Below are 19,132 nucleotides of genomic sequence, written 5' to 3' on the forward strand. Positions count from 1 at the left end.
ACCCTGGCGGCGACATCCGCCGGTCACCGGACAATTCAAGATGAGGAGCTCGCCGTGACCACCGGGCTACCTTCGCAGACGCAGGTGATCGAGCTACTCGGTGAAGAGTTCGCGCGCGCCGGATACGAGATCGAAGACGTGGTCATCGATGCTCACACCCGCCCACCACGAATTGCGGTGATCGCCGACGGCGATACTGCCCTGGATCTCGACACGATAGCCGCGCTGTCGCGGTCAGCTTCGGCTTTGCTCGACGGCATGGACAGCATTCGTGACCATTACGTCCTCGAGGTGAGTTCCCCCGGCGTGGAACGCCCATTGACCAGGGAGAAGCACTTCCGCCGCGTGCGTGGCCGCAAGGTTGAACTGGCGTTATCGGATGGATCACAGCTGACCGGCCGAGTCGGCGAGACGCGCGATGACACTGTCTCGCTGGTGGTCCGGCAGGGCCGGGGATGGACGGTGCGTGAAATCCCATTGTCGGAAATTGTGAAAGCTGTTGTCCAAGTTGAGTTTTCGCCACCAGCCCCAGCAGAGCTGGAACTGGCCCGACCGGCTGAGGTAGGTCGGGCACAGGAGACGGAGGCCGGAGCATGAACCGCGCCGGCGACGATGCAGAGCGTAGCGATGAGAAGGAGCGGCGCAGATGAACATTGACATGGCTGCGCTGCATGCGATCGAGGTAGACCGGGGCATCTCGGTCAACGAATTGCTGGAAACGATCAAATCGGCGCTGCTCACCGCCTACCGGCATACCCAAGGCCACCAGACCGACGCGCGTATCGAGATCGACCGCAAAACCGGTGTCGTTCGAGTGATCGCGCGCGAACTGGACGACGACGGCAATCTCATCAGTGAATGGGACGACACTCCCGAGGGTTTCGGCCGGATCGCCGCCACCACCGCGCGGCAGGTGATGCTGCAACGATTCCGCGACGCGGAGAATGAGCGCACCTACGGCGAGTTTTCCACCCGCGAGGGCGAGATCGTCGCCGGCGTGATCCAGCGAGATAGCAGGGCAAACGCGCGCGGTTTGGTCGTCGTCCGGATGGGCAGCGAAACCAAGGCCTCCGAGGGTGTGATCCCGGCGGCCGAACAGGTTCCCGGCGAGAGTTACGAACACGGCAACCGGCTGCGCTGCTACGTGGTCGGTGTGAGCCGCGGTGCCCGCGAGCCGCTGATCACGCTGTCACGGACCCACCCCAACCTGGTGCGCAAGCTGTTCTCGCTGGAAGTCCCGGAGATCGCCGACGGGTCGGTAGAGATCGTGGCGGTGGCGCGGGAAGCGGGCCATCGCTCCAAGATCGCGGTGCGGTCGCACGTTGCGGGGCTCAACGCCAAGGGCGCTTGCATCGGTCCCATGGGGCAACGGGTCCGCAATGTGATGAGCGAACTCTCCGGCGAGAAGATCGACATCATCGACTACGACGAGGACCCGGCCCGCTTCGTCGCCAATGCGTTGTCGCCCGCAAAAGTGGTCTCGGTGTCGGTAATCGACCAGACTGCCCGGGCCGCGCGCGTGGTGGTTCCCGACTTCCAGTTGTCGCTGGCAATCGGCAAGGAAGGCCAGAACGCGAGGCTGGCCGCCCGGCTCACCGGCTGGCGCATCGACATCCGCGGGGATTCACCGGGACAGCCGGCGACCCAACCCGAACCGGGGGCCAGCCGTGGGATGGCACACGAGCGCTAACATCCGCATCGCCGGTGGGTGCTGACGGGTTGTCTGGTGACGCTAGACTGAGCCGTGATCCAGCGCGAGCCTTCGGCCACCCTCACCAGCTGGGCGCACAGCTGCACCGATGGACCGGTGCGGACGTGTGTCGGGTGCCGGAAGCGAGAGTTGGCTGTCGAGCTGCTTCGAGTGGTAGCTGAGTCAACCGGGAACGGCAACTATGTCGTAATCGTTGACACAGCCAGAAGACTGCCGGGGCGGGGTGCATGGCTGCATCCCGTACCGCAGTGCCTACAACAAGCGATTCGGCGGCGGGCTTTCACAAGAGCGCTGCGCATCACCGGTTCGCCGGATACATCCGCGGTAGTCGAGCACCTTGCTCATCTGGAGGAGCTCGATTCACCAGGCAACAGAACAGGCAGCAACGAACATGAGCACACCGTGAAGTCCCGATGACTCCCACCTCTATGCGTTACAGCTAGCACCCGAGGCGCGGCCCACGACTGTCGCCTCATGGACAGGAGATGTAGTGGCAGGTAAGGCCCGCGTACACGAGTTGGCTAAGGAACTCGGTGTTACCAGCAAGGAAGTTCTCGCCCGACTGAATGAACAGGGCGAATTCGTCAAATCGGCATCGTCGACGGTGGAGGCCCCGGTCGCTCGCCGGCTTCGCGAGTCGTTCGGTGGCGGCAAACCGGCCACCGACAAAGGCGGCACCAAGGCCGCCGAAATGGTGCCCGGCGGCACTCCCGGTAAAGGCCCCGGCAAGCTCGACCAAGCCCTGGAGACCGCAATTGACAAGGCGGTCGGCAACGGGGCAGGGGCTGATGCACCCGCTAAGGCCGCCGAGTCCGGTCGGACCACCGCGGCGACTCCAGCCTCGCCGGCCGCTGTCGCCGCGACGCCTGCGCCTCCAGTAGCGCCGGCTCCCGGACAACCGGCAGCGCCGACACCCGGACAGCCACCCAGCCCGGCCGCGCCCCACCCCGGAATGACCCCGGGGCCCCGGCCAGGTCCGGCGCCGAAGCCGGGCGTTCGTACTCCGCGCGTCGGCAACAACCCATTCTCGTCCGCACAACCCGTGGACCGGCCCATCCCGCGGCCGCAGGCTCCGCGTCCCGGAGCGGCCAGGCCGGGTGCGCCCCGTCCGGGCGGCGCTTCCCCGGGCAGCATGCCGCCGCGGCCCGGTGGCGCGGTGGGTGGGCCACGTCCGCCGCGGACCGGCGCACCCCGACCCGGCGGTGGCCGGCCCGGGGGGCCCGGTGGTCGCGCCGATACCGGTGGCGGCAATTACCGCGGCGGCGGCGGGGTGGGGGCCGCACCCGGAACCGGTTTCCGTGGCCGTCCCGGCGGTGGTGGTCCGGGTGGCGGCGGTGGCCGTCCCGGGCAGCGCGGCGGTGCCGCCGGTGCGTTTGGCCGTCCGGGCGGTGCGCCCCGACGCGGCCGCAAGTCCAAGCGGCAGAAGCGCCAGGAATACGACTCGATGCAGGCGCCGGTCGTCGGCGGCGTGCGGTTGCCGCACGGCAACGGTGAGACGATTCGGCTGGCCCGCGGTGCGTCACTGAGCGACTTCGCCGAGAAGATCGACGCCAACCCGGCCGCGTTGGTGCAGGCGCTGTTCAACCTCGGCGAGATGGTGACGGCCACGCAGTCGGTCGGCGACGAGACGCTGGAATTGCTGGGCAGCGAGATGAACTACAACGTTCAGGTCGTTAGCCCCGAGGACGAAGACCGCGAACTGCTGGAATCGTTCGACCTCTCCTATGGGGAGGACACGGGAGACGAGGCCGATCTGCAGACCCGTCCGCCGGTGGTGACGGTGATGGGTCACGTCGACCACGGCAAGACCCGCCTGCTGGACACCATCCGCAAGGCCAACGTCCGCGAGGAAGAGGCCGGCGGCATCACTCAGCACATCGGCGCCTACCAGGTAGGCGTCGACCTCGACGGCGACGAGCGGCTGATCACCTTCATCGACACCCCGGGTCATGAGGCGTTCACCGCCATGCGTGCCCGCGGTGCCAAGGCCACCGACATCGCCATCCTGGTGGTTGCGGCCGACGACGGCGTCATGCCGCAGACGGTGGAGGCCATCAACCACGCGCAGGCCGCCGACGTGCCGATCGTGGTGGCGGTGAACAAGATCGACAAGGAAGGTGCCGACCCGGCCAAGATCCGCGGCCAGCTCACCGAATACGGTTTGGTGGCAGAGGATTTCGGTGGCGACACCATGTTCGTCGATATCTCCGCCAAGCAGGGCACCAACATCGAGGCGCTGCTGGAGGCGGTGGTGCTGACCGCCGACGCGGCCCTGGACCTGCGGGCCAACCCCGACATGGAGGCCCAGGGTGTGGCCATCGAAGCGCACCTGGACCGCGGCCGCGGCCCAGTAGCCACCGTGTTGATCCAGCGCGGCACCTTGCGGGTCGGCGACTCCGTGGTCGCCGGCGACGCCTACGGCCGCGTCCGCCGCATGGTCGACGAACACGGCGAGGACATCGAGGCGGCGCTGCCGTCGCGTCCGGTACAGGTCATCGGCTTCACGTCGGTTCCCGGCGCCGGGGACAACTTCCTGGTTGTCGACGAGGACCGCATCGCCCGTCAAATCGCCGACCGGCGCAGTGCCCGCAAGCGCAACGCGCTGGCGGCACGCTCTCGCAAGCGGATCAGCCTGGAGGACCTGGACTCGGCGCTGAAGGAAACCAGCCAGCTGAACCTGATCCTCAAGGGCGACAACGCCGGTACCGTCGAGGCGCTGGAAGAGGCCCTGATGGGTATCCAGGTCGACGACGAAGTGGTGCTGCGTGTCATCGACCGCGGCGTCGGTGGCATCACCGAGACCAACGTCAACCTGGCGTCGGCCTCGGATGCGGTGATCATCGGGTTCAACGTGCGCGCCGAAGGTAAGGCGACCGAGCTGGCCAACCGCGAAGGCGTGGACATCCGCTACTACTCGGTCATCTACCAGGCGATCGACGAGATCGAGAAGGCCCTGCGTGGCATGCTCAAGCCGATCTACGAGGAAAACCAGTTGGGCCGCGCCGAGATCAGGGCGCTGTTCCGGTCTTCGAAGGTCGGCGTCATCGCGGGCTGCCTGATTACCTCAGGAGTGGTGCGCCGCAACGCGAAGGCACGGCTGTTGCGAGACAACATCGTGGTCAGCGAAAACCTCTCGATCGCTTCGCTGCGCCGGGAAAAGGACGACGTGACCGAGGTCCGCGAGGGCTTCGAGTGCGGTATGACGTTGGGCTACTCCGACATCAAGGAAGGCGACGTCATCGAGTCCTACGAATTGGTCCAGAAGGAACGCGCCTGACCCGCGCCGGCGACGATGCAGAGCGTAGCGATGAGGAGGAGCGGCGCGTGGCGTCGGCCGGCGACGATGCAGAGCGTAGCGATGAGGAGGAGCGGCGCGTGGCGTCGGCCGGCGACGAGCGGGGACGAAACGATGAGGAGGAGGCGGTGAATCGTAATGGCTGATCCCGCCCGGGCGCGTCGCCTGGCCAAGCGGATCTGCACTATCGTCGCCTCGGCGATCGAGTACGAGATCAAGGATCCCGGGTTGTCCGGGGTGACGATCGTCGACGCCAAGGTGACGGCCGACCTGCACGATGCGACGGTGTACTACACGGTGATGGGACCCACCCTGGACGCCCAGCCCGACTATGCCGCCGCCGCGGCCGCTCTGGACCGGGCAAAAGGTGTACTGCGTTCCAAGGTCGGCGCGGGCACTGGTGTGCGCTTCACTCCCACCTTGACGTTCAGTCGCGACACGACGTCGGACAATGTGCATCGAATGGAGGAGTTGCTGGCCCGCGCCCGTGCCGCCGACGAGGATCTGGCGCGGGTTCGGGTAGGGGCAAAGCCGGCAGGGGAGGCCGATCCGTACCGGGTGAGCGGCACTAAGGAAACCGGTGACGACGACCAACTCGAAGACTGAGCTGACCGCTTTGCCGCGCCTCACTGGGGGGCGCGTTGACGCCGTCGGTGCCGCCGAGCTGTTGTCCGCCTCGGCCACGATCGGGGTGGTGTGCCACGTCCATCCCGACGCCGACACGATCGGGGCCGGGCTGGCATTGGGATTGGTGCTCGACCAGTGCGGCAAGCAGGTAGAGGTGAGCTTTGCCGCGCCGGCGCTGCTTCCGGAGTCGTTGCAGACGTTGCCCGGCTGCCACTTGCTGGTAAGCCCCGAGGTGATGCGGCGCGACGTCGATTTGGTTGTGACTGTTGACGTTCCCAGCGTCAACCGGCTCGGCGGCCTAAGTGATCTGGTGGCGCCGGATCGCGACGTCCTGGTCATCGACCATCACGCCTCGAACGACTTGTTCGGCACCGCGAACTTCGTCGACCAGTCGGCCGATTCCACCACGATGCTGATTGCCGAAATCCTTGACGCGTGGGGGAAACCAATCGACCGGGGCGTGGCGCATTGCATCTACGCCGGGCTGACCACCGACACCGGGTCGTTCCGCTGGGCCAGCGCGCGTGCTCTTCGGTTGGCGGCGCGGCTGGTTGAGGTCGGCGTGGACAATGCCGCGATCAGCCGGTCACTGATGGATACCCATCCCTTCGTGTGGCTGCCGATGCTGTCGCGGGTGCTGGGCTCTGCCCAATTGATCCCGGAGGCGGTCGGCGGTCGCGGATTGGTATACGCGGTCGTCGACAACCGGAACTGGGTCAGTTCGCGCCCTGAGGAAGTCGAAAGCATCGTCGACATCGTCCGCACCACACAGCAGGCCGAGGTGGCGGCGGTGTTCAAGGAAGTCGAGCCGCAGCAATGGTCGGTGTCCATGCGGGCCAAGACCGACATCGATTTGGCGTCGGTCGCAGCCGAGTTCGGTGGCGGCGGCCACCGCCTGGCAGCTGGATATACGATCACCGGCTCGATCGACGACGCCGTGGCCGCACTGCGCGCGGCCCTTGGCTGACCTTGGCTGACGGGGCCCGGACCGCCGCCGGTCGCCGGCAGATCGCGAAGTTGGCGCTGCCCGCGCTGGGTGTGCTGGCGGCCGAGCCGCTGTATTTGTTGTTTGACACCGCAGTGGTCGGCCGGCTTGGCGCGCTGTCATTGGCGGGGTTGGCTATCGGGAGTCTCGTGCTGGGCCTGGTTGGTTCCCAGCTGACGTTTCTGTCCTACGGCACGACGGCGCGCGCGGCGCGCTACTTCGGGGCCGCGGACCGCGCGGCGGCGGTCAACGAGGGCGTCCAGGCGACTTGGTTGGCATTGGGGCTGGGTGCGGTGATCATCGTCGCGGTGCAAGCCGCAGCGGTGCCGCTGGTGTCGGTGATTGCTTCCGCGGATGACATCACCGTCGCCGCCCTGCCGTGGTTGCGGATCGCGATTTTGGGTGTGCCCGCGATTCTGGTCTCGATTGCCGGAAACGGCTGGATGCGCGGTGTGCAGGACACGGTGCGCCCGCTGCGCTATGTGGTCGCCGGTTTCGGCGTCTCAGCACTGTTGTGCCCGCCGCTGGTTTACGGCTGGCTGGGCCTGCCCCGGATGGAGTTGGCCGGCTCGGCGGTGGCCAATCTGGTGGGGCAGTGGCTGGCGGCGCTGCTGTTTGTGGGCGCGTTGTTAGCCGAGCGGGTGGAGCTGCGGCTCGACCGGGGTGTGCTGCGCGCCCAGCTTGTGCTGGCCCGTGACCTGATCGTGCGGAGCCTGGCCTTCCAGGCTTGCTTCGTCTCGGCCGCGGCGGTGGCCGCAAGGTTTGGCGCGGCGGCGCTGGCGGCCCACCAAGTCGTGCTGCAACTGTGGGGTTTCCTTGCGCTGGTCCTTGATTCGCTGGCAATCGCGGCGCAATCGCTGGTCGGTGCGGCGCTGGGCGCCGGCGATGCCGAGCACGCGAAGTCGGTGGCGTACCGGGTGACCGTGTTTTCGGCGCTGGCGGCCACGTTGTTGGCCGGAATTTTCGCGGCTGGCGCCGGAGTCCTGCCCGGGCTGTTCACCGACGATCGATCGGTGCTCGCCGCGATCGGCGTGCCATGGTGGTTCATGGTGGCCCAATTGCCGGTTGCTGGAATCGTTTTCGCATTGGACGGGGTGTTGCTGGGTGCCGGCGACGCGGCGTTCATGCGCACCGCCACCGTGGTGAGTGCAGTGCTGGGCTTTTTGCCGCTGACCTGGTTGGCACTGGTGTTCGGCTGGGGGCTGGCGGGCATCTGGTCTGGACTGAGCACATTTGTTGCGCTGCGTTTGTTCTTCGTGGGATGGCGGGCGCTGGGCGGCCGCTGGGTGGTGACGGGAACGGTGTGACCTCTGCCGATACACTGCGCCGGTGAGCCTCCCGGCGCAGCAGTCGCATCGATCATGGCGGGATTACGCGCTATTCGTCGTCCTGGTGGGCCCCAATGTGGCGTTGTTGACGCTGTTCATCTACCGCCCGCTGGCCGACAACATCCGGCTGTCCTTTTTCGACTGGAATATCTCCGATCCCAGCGCAGAGTTTGTCGGATTGTCCAACTACACCGAGTGGTTCACCCGTTCCGATACGCGCCAGATCGTGGTCAACACGGCGATCTTCACCCTGGCCGCGGTGATCGGCTCGATGGTGTTGGGGTTGGTTCTGGCGATGTTGCTCGATCGATCGCTGCGGGGTCGGAACCTGGTGCGCTCGACCGTATTCGCACCCTTTGTGATCTCTGGCGCCGCCGTCGGTCTGGCGGCCCAGTTCGTCTTCGATCCGCATTTCGGTCTGGTGCAAGACGTACTACGCCGCGCCGGGGTCGGCGTGCCCGACTTTTACCAGGATGCGCATTGGGCGCTGTTCATGGTGACGATCACCTACATCTGGAAGAACCTCGGGTACACCTTCGTCATCTATCTGGCTGCGCTACAAGGGGTCCGTCGAGACTTGTTGGAGGCGGCCGAAATCGACGGCGCCGGCCGGTGGGCCACGTTTCGCCGTGTGCTGTTGCCGCAGCTGCGCTCTACCACTTTCTTCTTGTCGATCACCGTGTTGATCAACTCGCTGCAGGTGTTCGACGTCATCAACGTCATGACCCGAGGGGGGCCGGAAGGCATCGGCACCACAACCATGGTGTACCAGGTGTATCTGGAGACCTTCAGGAACTTCCGGGCCGGCTACGGCGCCACCGTGGCCACAATCATGTTCTTGGTACTGCTGGCCGTCACGTACTACCAAGTGCGGGTGATGGATCGAGGGCAGCGCGAATGACATCGTATCGCATCCGCGCTGCACGCCTGTTGGGTTACGCGGCAATGTTGTTGGTCGTCACGCTGGTAGCCGGGCCGCTGTTGTTCGTGTTCTTCACGTCGTTCAAGGACCAGCCCGACATCTATTCGCAGCCGACCAGTTGGTGGCCGCCGCGCTGGCATTCGCAGAACTACCGGACGGCCACCGAGCAGATTCCCTTCTGGACGTTCCTGCGCAATTCGGTGATCATCACCTCGGTGTTGGCCGCGGTGAAGTTCACGCTCGGTGTGCTGAGCGCGTTTGGCTTGGTGTTCGTGCGGTTTCCAGGGAAGACAGCGGTGTTCGTGCTGATCATCGCAGCGCTGATGGTGCCCAATCAGATCACGGTGATTTCCAACTATGCGCTGATCTCACAACTGGGTCTGCGCAACACTTTTCCGGGCATCATCCTGCCCTTGGCGGGGGTGGCGTTCGGAACTTTCTTGATGCGCAACCACTTTCTGTCGCTGCCGCCGGAGATCATCGAGGCCGCCCAAATGGACGGCGCGCGTTGGTGGCAGCTGTTGCTGCGGGTGGTGCTACCGATGTCCGGGCCCACCATGGTGGCCTTCGGCATCATTACCGTGGTCAACGAATGGAACGAGTACCTTTGGCCCTTCTTGATGTCCGACGACGAATCGGTGGCGCCGCTCCCGGTGGGCCTGACGTTTCTGCAGCAGGCCGAGGGCGTGACGAACTGGGGTCCGGTGATGGCGGTGACGCTGCTGGCGATGCTGCCCATCCTGCTCATCTTCATCGTCTTGCAGCGGCAGATGATCAAAGGCCTCACGTCGGGTGCGGTCAAGGGCTGACCCACGATGAATACCTTGGGCCGCCGAGACTTTCTGCTGCTAGCCGGACTCGCGACTTCCGCGTGTGCCGGGATGGGTGGCGGTGTCTCGGTGAAGTCGGGATCGGGACCTATCGCGTTCTGGTCGAATCATCCTGGCCAATCCACTGCGGTGGAAAAGGAACTGGTCAGCCGATTCCAGAGCCAGTTTCCCGAGTTGCCGGTCAAGCTGATCGACGCGGGTAAGGACTACGACGAAGTGGCGCAGAAGTTCAATGCGGCGCTCACCGGAACAGACGTGCCCGATGTCGTTGTGTTGGACGACATCTGGTGGTTCCATTTTGCCCTCAGCGGTCATATCGCTCCGCTCGATGACCTTTGCCGTCAAGTCGGGGTGAACTCAACCGATTACGTCGACACGCTACTGGCCGATTACGAGTTCAACGGAGAACACTATGCGCTGCCGTACGCGCGCTCGACGCCGCTGTTTTACTACAACAAAGCGATATGGGAACAGGCCGGCCTGCCCGACCGCGGACCGCAAAGTTGGCAAGAACTCGACGACTGGGGTCCGCGGTTGCAACGTGTCGTCGGCGCTGGAAAATGGGCGCACGGCTGGGCTAACGCCGAAATCATTTCCTGGACATTCGAAGGACCTAACTGGACGTTCGGCGGCGCCTACTCCGACAAGTGGACCCTGCGGTTCACCGATCCAAAGACCATCGCGGCGGGCAACTTCTTCCGGGATTCAATCCATCGCAAGGGGTACGCTGCGATCGCCAACGATGTCGCCAACGAGTTCGCGACCGGCATCCTGGCGTCCACCGTGACATCGACCGGTGCCCTGGCCGGCATCACCGCCGCGGCCCGTTTCGATGTCGGGGCGGCACCGCTGCCCACCGGCCCCGGTGGAGCACCCGGCTGTCCGACCGGCGGGGCGGGGCTCGCGATACCCAACAAGCTATCCGAGGAGCGAAAGTTAAACGCACTCAAGTTCATTGAGTTCGTCACCAACTCGGCGAATACCGCGTACTTCAGCCAGCGCACCGGCTATCTGGCGGTGCGAAAGTCCGCTGTTGGCTGCCCCAGCGAACAGAGCTACCTGGCCGACAATCCGCGCGCGCGAGTGGCGCTCGACCAGCTCCCGCACACCCGCCCGCAGGACTATGCGCGCGTATTTTTGCCCGGCGGTGACCGCATCATCTCCGCCGGGTTGGAATCCATCGGATTGAGGGGAGCCGACGTGACCAAGACCTTCGCCCAGATCGAGCGCCAGCTAAAGGTCATTCTGGACCGCCAGATCGCGCGGAAGTTACCGGGCGTGCGGCATGGCTAGAGTGCGATATTGCGCGGTTACCCATCGCTATCCCGGCGCCGACGCGCCGGCGGTCGATGACCTGGACCTCGACATCGACGACGGCGAATTTCTGGTGTTGGTTGGCCCTTCCGGTTGCGGCAAGTCCACTACGCTGCGAATGCTCGCCGGGCTGGAAACCGTCAAAAGCGGTCAGATCAGCATTGGCGGCGTGGACGTGACACACCTTCCGCCGCGGGCGCGCGACGTCGCGATGGTGTTCCAGAACTACGCGCTGTACCCGAATATGACCGTGGCCGCCAACATGGGATTCGCGCTGCGAAACGCCGGCATGTCGCGCGCCGACACCCGTCAGCGGGTACTTGAAGTCGCTAGCATGCTGGAACTGACTGAACTGCTTGACCGTAAGCCATCCAAGCTATCCGGCGGCCAGCGTCAACGGGTGGCGATGGGACGGGCGATCGTGCGGCGGCCCCAGGTGTTCTGCATGGATGAGCCGCTATCGAACCTGGATGCCAAGTTGCGGGTGAGCACTCGATCACAGATTTCGGGTTTGCAGCGTCAGCTGGGCACCACCACTGTCTATGTCACCCACGATCAGGTCGAGGCGATGACGATGGGTGATCGGGTCGCTGTGCTTAAAGACGGTGTGCTGCAACAGGTTGACGCGCCGCGCGCACTTTACGACAACCCGGTCAACACATTTGTCGCCACGTTCATCGGGGCGCCGGCGATGAACCTTATCGACGTGGCGGTGACCGACGGCGTGGTGAAATCGCCCGACTTGGCGATACCGGTTCCGCGCGGTGTGATCGACCGGGTGCTGATCGGGATACGGCCGGAGTCGTGGGGCGTGGCCCCCGCGGACACGCCGGGAGCCCTGACCGTGACCGTCGAATTGGTCGAGGAACTCGGCTTCGAATCCTTCGTCTATGCAACGCCGGTCCGGCCGCAAGGGTGGTCATCGCGCACGCAGCGCGTCGTTTTCCGCACCGACCGCCGCACCGCGGTCACCGTGGGTGAATCCCTGGCTATCGTGCCGCACGCGCACGAGGTGTGCTTCTTCGACGCACGGACCGAGGAGCGTATCCGTTAACGCACCTGGGAGCGGCCGCGTTCCAGCACCGCCGCGCGGTTGGCTGCGATGTCATCGCCGCTGGTCCGAAATTGCTTGGCCGCCATGGCTTCCAGCCATAACCCCTCGGCGGTCTGCGATTCGTCGATTCGGTGATAGGAGGCCAACAATGCCCGAACCGCGTTCTGGTTGTTGCCGACGATCGACGCCGCGACTCCGCGGGCGGTGTTCAGCAGTTGGTCGTGTGGCACCACCTCGGTAACCAGGCCGGCGCGCAGCGCGTCGGCGGCGGAGAGGTAGTCCCCGGTCATGCTCATCCGTCGGGCCAACCCCACGCCCACCTTCTGCGGCAGCCGCACACTGAGGCCCCACGTGGGTAGCAGGCCCACTCGGGCGTGAGTGTCGGCGAAGCGTGCCTGCTCCGAGGCGATCAGGATGTCGCAGTACAGCGCGAGCTCGAGGCCACCGGTGACCGCGGCGCCGTTGATCGCGCCGATCACCGGCTTGGTCATCGCCGGCCACCGCGGTGAGATGTCCGGCAGCGCCGACTGCCCGCCCAGCTCTTTGAGATCCAGTCCCGCGCAGAACACCGGATCGGCGCCGGTGACGATGACGACGTCGACGTCGTCGTCGGTCTCGGCGTCGATCAGGGCCCCGAAGAACTGATCGCGCAGTGCCGCGGACAGGGCATTGCGGGCCTGCGGCCGGTTGAGGGTGAGCGTGCGGATCCGCTCGTCGGTGTCGATCAACAGGATGTCGTCCGTCATGCGATTAGCCTACAGGACCAGTAACCTGTCTTTATGACTAGAAAAATGACCGCTACGGAGGTGAAGGCGAAGATCCTCGCCTTGCTTGATGAAGTGGCTCAAGGCGAGGAGATCGAAATCACCAAGCACGGCCGCACCGTGGCCCGGCTGGTCGGAGCGACGGGGCCGCACGCGCTGAAGGGTCGGTTCTCGGGTGTGGCGATGACGGCCGTCGATGAAGACGAACTCTTCACCACCGGGGTTCCGTGGAACGTTTCATGACGACGGTGCTGCTCGACACGCATGTGGCCTACTGGTGGTCGACCGAGCCCGGACGTCTCAGCCAGACCGCGAGCCAGGCCATCGAACATGCCGACGAGCTCGCCGTCGCCGCGATTTCGTGGTTCGAACTGGCTTGGCTTGCCGAACATGAGCGCATCCAACTCGCGATTCCCGTGCTGTCCTGGCTTCAGGGGCTCGCCGAGCATGTTCGCACGATCGGCATCACTCCATCCATCGCCGCTACCGCGGTGGGGCTGCCCTCGTCTTTCGCCGGCGATCCAGCCGACCGGTTGATCTACGCCACTGCTGTCGAACACGGCTGGCGCCTGGTCACCAAGGACCGGCGGCTGCGAGGTCATCGGCACCCGCGCCCAGTCACGGTCTGGTAGCCGTGGCCCGCGCCTATCGTGGAAGCCATGTGCCGGAACATCACCGAACTGCGCGGTTTGCAGCCCGCAGCCACACCCGAGGAGATCGCGGCGGCCGCGCGTCAGTATGTGCGCAAGGTCAGCGGTATCACCCGCCCGTCCGCGGCCAACGCCGAGGTGTTTGAGGCCGCGGTCGCCGAAGTCACCGCCACGACGACGCGGTTGCTGGCCGCGTTGCCACCACGGCGCCAGCCGCCCAAGACCGTCCCGCCGTTGCGTCGGCCCGAGGTGCTGGCCCGGCTCGGCGCACGTTCGCTGTGACGCCCGCTCTCAAGGAGTGGAGCGCGGCGGTGCACGCGCTGCTCGACGGCCGCCAGACCATTCTGTTGCGCAAGGGCGGCATCGGAGAGAAGCGGTTCGAGGTGGCCGCGCGGGAGTTTCTGTTGTTTCCGACGGTCGCGCACAGTCACGCGGAACGGGTTCGGCCCGAGCATCGCGACCTGCTGGTCTGCGCGGCGGCCGACAGCACCGACGAGTGTGTGCTGCTGCGGGCAGCGGCGAAAGTTGTTGCTGCGGTGGAGGTTAACCGGGCAGAGGGTCTGGAAGAAATCGAGGATCTGCATATCTGGACAGCCGAGTCGGTGCGCGCCGACCGGCTCGACTTCCGGCCCAAACACAAACTCGCCGTGCTGGTGGTGTCCGCGATTCCGCTGGTGGATCCGGTAACGCTACCCCGCACCCCCGAATTCGCGGGTTGCACCAGTTGGGTGCAACTGCCCGTGACGCCGCGGCTCGCCGCGCCGGTGCGTGACGACGCCGCGCTATCAGACGTCGCCACTCGAGTCCGTGAGGCAGTCGACTGATCCGACCGGTAACAACAGCCGCGACTCTCCGAAATGCACCGCATGGGTGGCCGGCTTCACCTGCCGGCCGGTCAACACCGGTTCTTCGGTCCCGAGATTGCGCGCGTATCGGGGGAACCAACTGCCGGCGATCAGGACGCGAATGCGTGAGCCGGCGCGGAATCGGTGCGCGATGGCGTCGAGCTCGATGCTGACGGTCTCCGGCGCGTCGCCCAGTCGCCGGTAACCGTCGCTGACATTGCGTGACCGTCCCCTGGCGTCGACCTCACTGACCCGGACGAACAGGTCGACATTCGGATTGTCGGAACTGTGCGTCAGTTCAATGACGGGGTTTCCGTAAACGTACAAATCGTGGGTCAGGGTCGGGCCGGTGAACGCGAGTACGTCGTCACGCAACGCCAATCGACTGTCGTCGCGATATCCACCGGTCGGCGCGAGCAGCGGCCCGCCGGTGGTGGGCGTCGGGTCGGCCGGGTCATAGCGGAACGTCGCCGGTGGTTGCCGAGTCGGGGCGGCCGTCGGCGCTGCATGGCCCAGGCGCCCGTTGGGTTGCAGAAATAGCGCGCGTTGGTCGGTCTGTGGCGGCCAATCCGACAGATGGCGCCAGCCCTGGCCCGTCACGAAGATCCGCACCGTGCTGGGTCGATGCAGGGTCGGCGCGCCACCCAAGTGGGCGTCAAGCCAGTCCAACGATTCCCGAGCGCTGACAGCCAGCCCTTTGGTGAGCATTTGGGTGTGAGTCCAGGGCCCAATCGTCAGCGCGACGTTCACCCCTCGATTGCGCAAATGCCGGTACTGCTGCAGCGTCTGACCCAGAAAGATGTCCTGCCAGCCGCCTATCAGCAGCACCGGCACCTGCATGCGATCCAACGCGACCGGAAACCGCAGCCGGTCCCAGAACGGGTCGTCGTCCTCGGCGTGCTCCACCCACGATTCGAACCACGGCGCGCCCGCGCCAAGTAGGGCACGGGCCGACTCACCCATCGGCAGTTGACCCAAGGCACGTTTCACCCTGCGCGGGGCGGTGAGCTGGCGGATACCGGCTCGGATGCGGCCGGGGTCTTCCTGATGGGAAACCAGATCGCTCCACCCCAAGAAGTCGTTGATCGTGAACGAGCCGGTGCCCCACACCGAGGCCCTGAAGTCGTGCGGGCCCACGGTGATAACGGCCGCGGCCAACTCGGGCGGCGGGTCCTGCAGCAGCGCCCACTGCGTGAAGCCCAGGTACGACAGTCCGACGGTGCCGAAGCGGCCGGTGAACCAGGGTTGTTGCCGAAGCCACTCGACCGTGTCGGCGCCGTCGGCGGCCTCGTTGACCATGGGCTCGAACTCTCCGGCGGATCCGAAGGTTCCGCGCACACTTTGCAGCACCACGTGGTAGCCGCGAGCGGCATACAGCCTGGCGAAAACCAGCGAGAACGGAAGTTTTCGCCCGTACGGTCCCCGGACCAGCAAGGTGCCGACGGGCTCAGCGGTGGTGGGTGCGTAGTGGTCGGCGACTAGGGCGATCCCGTCCCGCATCGGGACTCGGACGCGGCTAACGGTGTAGCGGCTGCTCGGGCGCGGCAGACCCAACATGCGGCCCAATGCCGTCCCGACTGCGGTGGTCACCTAGAACTTGTAGTAGGGGACGAGGTCGTTGGCCCGCTGCAGGTTGGTCGACGGGCAGTCCACGTCGGGCTCGGAATAGACCGTCGAATAGAACAGCGCCTGCTGGATCACCCCGTAGCTGGTCTTGAAGGCCACCATGCACGAGGCGTACCAGAAGCTGTTGTGATACGTCGGCTTCAAGACCCAGTACTGGGCGGCTCGGTGGCCGGCGATCGTGGTCTCAATCGCGTCGGGGGGCAGAGTCTGGGCGTAGGTGCGCCAAATGATGGGCTCCACGGCCAGCTGGTAGTTGCCCGCGTCGTAGTGGCAGCGCAGCCCCTCCTCGGCTTCGGGCGGGGTGAACGCTAGGCCGAGCCGCTGCACCGCGTCGAAGGGAATGTCGCTGCACGGGTCGAACGGGCTCGGGTCCGTGGTCGCCACGATTGGGCTCTTCATGGTGGTCGACATCGGCTCGGCGGTCGACCGCAACTCGACAGTCTCGCGGTCGGTTGGCGCTGCTGGGACACCCTGCCAGCCCGCAATGCCCACTAAGACCGCTGTGATCAGCGCACCAAGCGCTCCGAGCAGACGCACCTTGGCGAACACGACACCCCCTGGCTTTGGCGGTCCCTTGCCGGGAGTGTACAAGTCGCGTGCCCGCCGCCACAGCGCAACCAGGACGTTAGGGTGGTTAGTCGTGACGAGGCAGGACGGAACCGGCGGGCAGCCGACATTGTGGGCGGTCTCCGATCTGCACACTGGCCACCTCGGCAACAAGCCGGTCACCGAATCGCTGTACCCGTCTTCGCCGGATGACTGGCTGATCGTTGCCGGGGATGTCGCCGAACGCACCGACGAGATCCGGTGGGCCCTGGACGTGCTGCGACGGCGGTTCGCCAAGGTGATCTGGGTGCCCGGCAACCACGAGCTGTGGACCACCAACCGGGATCCGATGCAGATCTTCGGCCGCGCACGCTACGAGTACCTGGTCAATATGTGCGACGAGATGGGCGTTGTCACGCCCGAGCATCCCTTCCCGGTGTGGACCGAGCGGGGCGGCCCGGCCACCATCGTGCCGATGTTTTTGCTGTACGACTACACCTTCCTGCCGCAGGGGGCGACCACCAAGGCCGAGGGTGTTGCCATCGCCAAGGAACGCGGCGTCATCGCCACCGATGAATACCTGCTGTCACCCGAGCCGTACCCCACCCGCGATGCCTGGTGCCGCGAGCGGGTCGCGGCCACCCGCGCCCGACTCGAGGCGCTCGACTGGATGCAACCCACCGTACTGGTGAACCACTTTCCACTCGTGCGAGAACCCTGCGACGCCCTGTACTACCCGGAATTTTCGCTGTGGTGCGGCACCACCAAGACCGCCGACTGGCACACCCGCTACAACGCCGTCTGCTCGGTATACGGCCACCTCCACATTCCGCGGACCACCTGGTATGACGGCGTGCGCTTCGAGGAGGTGTCGGTCGGGTACCCCCGCGAGTGGCGGCGCCGCAAGCCCTACACCTGGCTGCGCCAGGTGTTGCCGGACCCGCAATACGCGCCCGGCTATCTCAATGACTTCGGCGGTCATTTCGTGATCACTCCCGAGATGCGCGCGCAGCACGCCAAGTTTCGGGAACGATTGCAGCAGCGGCAGTCCCGATGACAGCAGGCATGCTAGTGCCATCGGTGTTGCCCGGCACGGTGGTCGACGATCTGGCCTATGCCGAGTTGTATTCCGATCCGCCAGGTCTGGCGCCGCTGCCGGAAGAGGAGCCGTTGATCGCCAAGTCGGTCGCCAAGCGGCGCAACGAGTTCATCACCGTCCGGCACTGCGCCCGAATCGCGCTGCGAGAGCTGGGAGTGCCGCCGGTGCCGATCCTCAAGGGCGACAAGGGAGAACCGTGCTGGCCCGACGGTGTGGTGGGCAGTCTCACGCACTGCACCGGGTACCGCGGCGCGGTGGTCGGGCGCAATGCCGCGGTGCGTTCCGTGGGGATCGACGCCGAACCGCACGATGTGTTGCCGGACGGCGTGCTGGACGCGATCAGCCTGCCGGTGGAGCGCACTGAAATGCCTCGCACGATGCCGGCGGGGCTGCATTGGGACCGAATCTTGTTCTGCGCCAAGGAGGCAACGTACAAGGCGTGGTTCCCGCTGACCAACAGGTGGCTTGGGTTCGAAGACGCGCACATCATGTTCGAAGCCGACAGCTCGACGAGCGGCCGTTTTGTGTCCCGCATCCTGATCGACCCGTCCGCGGTGTCGGGTCCGCCGCTACGCGCGTTGGCAGGGCGATGGTCGGTCGAGCGCGGACTGGTGCTAACCGCCATCGTGCTATGAGCGCTCCTGGCCCCGGCATCGTCGTTGTCGACAAGCCTTCCGGGATGACCAGTCACGACGTGGTGGGGCGGTGTCGCCGAATCTTTGCCACCCGCAGGGTAGGCCACGCAGGCACGCTGGACCCGATGGCCACCGGCGTGCTCGTGATCGGCATCGACCGCGCCACGAAGATCCTCGGCCTGTTGACGGCGGCCTCCAAGTCGTATGTCGCCACCATCCGCCTGGGCCAGTCGACCTCCACCGAGGACGCCGAAGGTGAACTGCTGCAATCGGTCTCGGCTGAGCATGTCACAAATGAGGCGATCGCCGCTGCGGTCGACGGATTGCGTGGCGACATCCGACAGGTGCCGTCGGCGGTGAGCGCGATCAAGGTCGGCGGTCGCCGCGCCTACCAGCTGGCCCGCCAGGGCCACGCCGTCGAACTCGAATCCCGGCCGGTACATGTCGACCGGTTCGACGTGCTGGCCGCGCGCCGTGGAGCTGGCGTCATAGATCTCGATGTCGAAGTCGACTGCTCGTCGGGAACCTATATCCGCGCGCTGGCTCGCGATCTCGGCGACGCGCTTGGGGTGGGCGGTCACTTGACGTCGCTGCGGCGCACTCGCGTCGGCCGCTTCGATCTGGACCAGGCGGTGTCCCTCGGCCAGCTGGCCGAGCTGCCGCGGCTGAGCCTGAGCCTCGACGAAACCTGCCTGTTGATGTTTCCGCGCCGCGACCTGACTAGCGAGGAAGCCGACGCCGCCGCCAACGGCCGGTCCCTACCGCCGGCCGGGATCGACGGCGTCTACGCGGCTACCGATGCGGACAGCCGGGTGATCGCACTGTTGCGAGACGAGGGCCCGCGGACCAAATCGGTAGTGGTGATCCGCCCAGCCACGCTGTGAGGCAGACTGGGTGAGGG

21 protein-coding genes are annotated in these 19,132 nt (G+C 65.9%); 18 read left to right on the forward strand and 3 right to left on the reverse strand.

Annotated elements, in window-relative coordinates:
• Positions 1–54 precede the first annotated feature (54 nt).
• From rimP to AADZ78_RS09010, 11 genes are all read left to right on the forward strand, one after another.
• On the forward strand, positions 55–597 hold the full coding sequence (gene rimP / locus AADZ78_RS08960; RefSeq protein ID WP_085248522.1) for a ribosome maturation factor RimP: 543 nt from the start codon (positions 55–57) through the stop codon (positions 595–597).
• Positions 598–646: 49 nt separating this feature from the next.
• Entirely contained in the window at positions 647–1,690 is a 1,044-nt protein-coding gene (nusA, locus tag AADZ78_RS08965) for a transcription termination factor NusA (RefSeq protein ID WP_085248524.1), read from the forward strand.
• A 171-nt stretch (positions 1,691–1,861) separates the two neighbouring features.
• Positions 1,862–2,128: a YlxR family protein gene (locus AADZ78_RS08970; RefSeq protein WP_341343634.1), complete on the forward strand. Its 267-nt coding sequence runs from the start codon at positions 1,862–1,864 to the stop codon at positions 2,126–2,128.
• A 73-nt stretch (positions 2,129–2,201) separates the two neighbouring features.
• On the forward strand, positions 2,202–4,988 hold the full coding sequence (gene infB, locus AADZ78_RS08975) for a translation initiation factor IF-2 (protein WP_085248526.1): 2,787 nt from the start codon (positions 2,202–2,204) through the stop codon (positions 4,986–4,988).
• 156 nt (positions 4,989–5,144) lie between these two features.
• Complete coding sequence (gene rbfA / locus AADZ78_RS08980; RefSeq protein WP_085248530.1) at positions 5,145–5,612, forward strand: 30S ribosome-binding factor RbfA; 468 nt, start codon at positions 5,145–5,147, stop codon at positions 5,610–5,612.
• Complete coding sequence (locus AADZ78_RS08985; RefSeq protein ID WP_085248532.1) at positions 5,587–6,600, forward strand: DHH family phosphoesterase; 1,014 nt, start codon at positions 5,587–5,589, stop codon at positions 6,598–6,600. The genes rbfA and AADZ78_RS08985 overlap by 26 nt, the downstream gene beginning before the upstream one ends.
• A gap of 2 nt (positions 6,601–6,602) precedes the next feature.
• On the forward strand, positions 6,603–7,925 hold the full coding sequence (locus tag AADZ78_RS08990; RefSeq protein ID WP_169726201.1) for an MATE family efflux transporter: 1,323 nt from the start codon (positions 6,603–6,605) through the stop codon (positions 7,923–7,925).
• A gap of 22 nt (positions 7,926–7,947) precedes the next feature.
• Positions 7,948–8,847: a carbohydrate ABC transporter permease gene (locus tag AADZ78_RS08995; RefSeq protein ID WP_139828473.1), complete on the forward strand. Its 900-nt coding sequence runs from the start codon at positions 7,948–7,950 to the stop codon at positions 8,845–8,847.
• Positions 8,844–9,677 carry a carbohydrate ABC transporter permease gene (locus tag AADZ78_RS09000; RefSeq protein ID WP_085248539.1) on the forward strand — a complete coding sequence of 278 codons (834 nt, stop codon included), beginning with the start codon at positions 8,844–8,846 and terminating at the stop codon, positions 9,675–9,677. The genes AADZ78_RS08995 and AADZ78_RS09000 overlap by 4 nt, the downstream gene beginning before the upstream one ends.
• 6 nt (positions 9,678–9,683) lie before the next feature.
• Positions 9,684–10,991 (forward strand): ABC transporter substrate-binding protein, encoded by a 1,308-nt coding sequence (locus AADZ78_RS09005; protein WP_085248541.1) that lies wholly within the window; start codon positions 9,684–9,686, stop codon positions 10,989–10,991.
• Complete coding sequence (locus AADZ78_RS09010; protein ID WP_085248543.1) at positions 10,984–12,066, forward strand: ABC transporter ATP-binding protein; 1,083 nt, start codon at positions 10,984–10,986, stop codon at positions 12,064–12,066. The genes AADZ78_RS09005 and AADZ78_RS09010 overlap by 8 nt, the downstream gene beginning before the upstream one ends.
• On the opposite strand, the gene AADZ78_RS09015 is transcribed toward AADZ78_RS09010, so the two are convergent.
• Complete coding sequence (locus AADZ78_RS09015) at positions 12,063–12,812, reverse strand: enoyl-CoA hydratase (protein WP_085248545.1); 750 nt, start codon at positions 12,810–12,812, stop codon at positions 12,063–12,065. The genes AADZ78_RS09010 and AADZ78_RS09015 overlap by 4 nt on opposite strands.
• 45 nt (positions 12,813–12,857) lie before the next feature.
• Here AADZ78_RS09015 and AADZ78_RS09020 point away from each other — a divergent pair, with 45 nt between their 5' ends.
• From AADZ78_RS09020 to AADZ78_RS09035, 4 genes are read left to right on the forward strand one after another with little or no spacing between them, the layout of a single operon-like run.
• A complete protein-coding gene (locus AADZ78_RS09020; protein WP_085248547.1) occupies positions 12,858–13,073 on the forward strand; it encodes a type II toxin-antitoxin system Phd/YefM family antitoxin in 216 nt (71 codons plus the stop codon).
• Positions 13,070–13,462, forward strand: a complete 393-nt coding sequence (locus AADZ78_RS09025; RefSeq protein WP_085248878.1) for a type II toxin-antitoxin system VapC family toxin — start codon at positions 13,070–13,072, stop codon at positions 13,460–13,462. The genes AADZ78_RS09020 and AADZ78_RS09025 overlap by 4 nt, the downstream gene beginning before the upstream one ends.
• A 27-nt stretch (positions 13,463–13,489) precedes the next feature.
• On the forward strand, positions 13,490–13,762 hold the full coding sequence (locus tag AADZ78_RS09030; RefSeq protein ID WP_085248549.1) for a DUF2277 domain-containing protein: 273 nt from the start codon (positions 13,490–13,492) through the stop codon (positions 13,760–13,762).
• Positions 13,759–14,304 carry a DUF1802 family protein gene (locus tag AADZ78_RS09035; RefSeq protein ID WP_085248552.1) on the forward strand — a complete coding sequence of 182 codons (546 nt, stop codon included), beginning with the start codon at positions 13,759–13,761 and terminating at the stop codon, positions 14,302–14,304. Before AADZ78_RS09030 ends, AADZ78_RS09035 begins: the two co-directional genes overlap by 4 nt.
• On the opposite strand, the gene AADZ78_RS09040 is transcribed toward AADZ78_RS09035, so the two are convergent.
• Together AADZ78_RS09040 and AADZ78_RS09045 are read right to left on the reverse strand one after the other, a co-directional pair.
• Positions 14,266–15,882 (reverse strand): CocE/NonD family hydrolase, encoded by a 1,617-nt coding sequence (locus AADZ78_RS09040; RefSeq protein WP_085248877.1) that lies wholly within the window; start codon positions 15,880–15,882, stop codon positions 14,266–14,268. The two genes, AADZ78_RS09035 and AADZ78_RS09040, sit on opposite strands and share 39 nt — an antisense overlap.
• A gap of 33 nt (positions 15,883–15,915) precedes the next feature.
• Positions 15,916–16,500, reverse strand: a complete 585-nt coding sequence (locus AADZ78_RS09045; RefSeq protein WP_085248554.1) for a DUF3558 domain-containing protein — start codon at positions 16,498–16,500, stop codon at positions 15,916–15,918.
• Between the two features lie 91 nt (positions 16,501–16,591).
• Here AADZ78_RS09045 and AADZ78_RS09050 point away from each other — a divergent pair, with 91 nt between their 5' ends.
• Genes AADZ78_RS09050 through truB form a run of 3 tightly spaced genes read left to right on the forward strand, consistent with a single transcriptional unit; the run spans position 16,592 to position 19,115 of the window.
• Positions 16,592–17,554 (forward strand): metallophosphoesterase family protein, encoded by a 963-nt coding sequence (locus tag AADZ78_RS09050; protein WP_085248556.1) that lies wholly within the window; start codon positions 16,592–16,594, stop codon positions 17,552–17,554.
• Entirely contained in the window at positions 17,551–18,231 is a 681-nt protein-coding gene (locus AADZ78_RS09055; RefSeq protein ID WP_085248558.1) for a 4'-phosphopantetheinyl transferase family protein, read from the forward strand. Before AADZ78_RS09050 ends, AADZ78_RS09055 begins: the two co-directional genes overlap by 4 nt.
• A complete protein-coding gene (truB, locus tag AADZ78_RS09060) occupies positions 18,228–19,115 on the forward strand; it encodes a tRNA pseudouridine(55) synthase TruB (RefSeq protein WP_085248560.1) in 888 nt (295 codons plus the stop codon). Before AADZ78_RS09055 ends, truB begins: the two co-directional genes overlap by 4 nt.
• The last annotated feature ends 17 nt before the right edge of the window (positions 19,116–19,132 follow it).

It is taken from the genome of Mycobacterium riyadhense (assembly GCF_963853645.1).
GTDB lineage: Bacteria > Actinomycetota > Actinomycetes > Mycobacteriales > Mycobacteriaceae > Mycobacterium > Mycobacterium riyadhense.